The organism is Megasphaera sp. DJF_B143, from assembly GCF_900320625.1.
GTDB lineage: Bacteria > Bacillota > Negativicutes > Veillonellales > Megasphaeraceae > Megasphaera > Megasphaera hexanoica.
The window spans coordinates 1-2264 of sequence record NZ_ONTA01000017.1 but is presented as its reverse complement, the minus strand read 5'-3'; the positions used below and the strand labels follow the sequence as shown (position 1 = coordinate 2264).

Sequence of the window (2264 nt, the reverse complement as noted above, 5' to 3'; positions counted from 1 at the left end):
AGCTGCCGTACAGGGCCGGTCTGTCATTATCGGATCGGGCCTTACGGGACTGGAAACGGCCGCCGTGCTTTTGAAGGACCACCATCCGGTCAGTCTGGTTGAAATGATGCCTGTCATCGGCGGCGCTATTTTCCCGGCCGTCCTGAATGATGAAATGAGCCGAATTACACCGTACCATCCGGATATTTACACGGGTCACAGCATCCGTTCTGTCCAGGAACATACGGTGACATTGGAACGGCTGAGCGATCATGAGCAGGTCATCCTTCCGGCCGATACGGTCATTTTGTCTATGGGGCTTGTACCGCGGCAGGATACGGTCGATGCCTTCCGGACAGCGTTTGATACAGTACGCGTCATCGGCGATGCGGCCGGCGGGGGACGGATTGCCACGGCGGTTCAGCAGGGCTATGAGGCCGGGTTCACGCTCCTTCGCAACGAAAACATGTAAGATGAAATAAAATATGTAAAACAGAACAAAAATATTATTATTTAAAATAATATGATAAAAATAATTAAAAATATATAATAAAGATATTGACATGATAAAAAATAAATGGTATAGTATGACCATCTCATTCATCGTTTTGATGGCGGGATGAAAACTTATATGCCGGGCAATGAGGCCTTCTGCAATGTAAAACTGCAGGAGGCCTTTTTTGTACCGTAAAAGGGGGAATATGTATGTTTATCATCGAGAGTATCATAAGTGGCATGATGGCCATTGCTGATGTCATCTGGGGCTGGCCTATCCTGATACTGACATCATTCGTTGCGGTTTACATGACGGTCCGGCTCCGGTTCTTCCAGTTCCGCCATTTCGGGCTCATCATGAAAGAAACCTTCGGTAAAGTCTTTGATAAAGGCTCTGGCGAAGGCAATATCAATCCCTTCAAGGCAGCCTGCACGGCCCTGGCGTCTACCCAGGGCGTAGGCAATATTGCCGGCGTATCCGTCGCTATCGCTACCGGCGGTCCCGGTGCGGTATTCTGGATGTGGTTCATCGCCATGCTGGGCCTCATCGTCAAATTCTCGGAAGTCACCCTGGCCGTGGCTTACCGGGAAAAAGACCCCGATACGGGCGAATGGCACGGCGGATTTCCCTGGTTTGTCAAAAACGGTCTGGGAAAGAAATGGAAATGGCTGTCCCTCATCTGGACGATTACTCTGGGCCTGGGCATGATGGTCGGACCGGCTGTACAGTCTAACGCTATTGCCCAGTCGCTGAGCGGTTCTTTCGGTATCTCGCCTTTATATATCGGTATTGCCGTCGCAGTCCTCATGGGGCTGGTCCTGGTCGGCGGTCTGAAGAGCCTTTCTAATTTTGCCAATGCCGTCGTTTCCTTTATGGCTGTTATCTATATCGCCGTTTCTGTCGTCGTCATGATCGTCAATGCGCCGGCTATCCCGGCAGCCTTTGCCATGATTTTCCACGACGCCTTTACCGGTACGGCCGCATCGGGCGGCTTCCTCGGTTCGTCGGTCATGCTGGGGATCCGCTGGGGCCTGGCACGGGGCATTTTCTCCAACGAAGCAGGCACGGGCACGGCACCGCTGGTCCATTCGTCGGCCTCGGTCAATCACCCGGTCAAACAAGGTTTGTGGGGCGTTTTTGAAGTATTCTTCGATACGATCGTCGTCTGCACTATGACGGCTATGGTCGTCATGACCTCTGGCGTCTGGGACAGCGGTGCTACCGGGGCGGCTCTTACGGCAGCGGCCTTTGGGGAAGGCTTTGGCGGCAACGTGGCAGCAGCCGGTATGTTCATTGCCGTCGTCATCGCTTTCTTCGGGTTTACAACGGCCGTGGTCAATGCCTATTATGGCGGTATCTGCCTCAATGCCCTGGGCTTTAAAGGTGCGCCGGTTAAAGTATTTTACGCACTGGCCAGTGTTTTCGGCATTGTCGGTGCCATCGGAGCCCTTAATACCGTATGGGCTACCTTCGATTTCTTCTTCGGCGTCTGTGTCCTTTGCAATCTGGTCATCATCTTCGTCATGCGCGATAAAATCGTCCTCCTCGTACGGGATTACGAAGAACGGCTGCTCACCCAGTCCTGGGATGCTACGGCTGCCGATGCGGTCGAACGCCTGGGCCTGATGGAAAAACCGGAAGATGCATCGTCCCTGCGGGAAGGCATCAAAATTTCATAACCTTTCTCCCTGCTGGATCTCCTCATATTCCCAGAAAAAAACTGTAGTGCCCTCTATGAGAGCCTGCAGTTTTTTTCTGTGCTGCTGGCAAAAGAGCAGATAAAAATTCT

The 2264-nt window shown here is 52.3% G+C and carries 2 protein-coding genes; both read left to right on the top strand.

The window, feature by feature from the left end:
* Positions 1-451: FAD-dependent oxidoreductase (locus tag DBO31_RS00365; RefSeq protein ID WP_150824161.1), on the top strand; the 451-nt coding region annotated here is incomplete at its 5' end.
* Between the two features lie 233 nt (positions 452-684).
* Positions 685-2154 (top strand): sodium:alanine symporter family protein, encoded by a 1470-nt coding sequence (locus tag DBO31_RS00360; RefSeq protein WP_150824160.1) that lies wholly within the window; start codon positions 685-687, stop codon positions 2152-2154.
* Positions 2155-2264 lie beyond the last annotated feature (110 nt).

Coding starts and splice junctions, on each gene's coding strand:
- DBO31_RS00360 (WP_150824160.1), top strand. CDS start 685: ATGTTTATCATCGAGAGTATCATAAGTGGCATGATGGCCATTGCTGAT.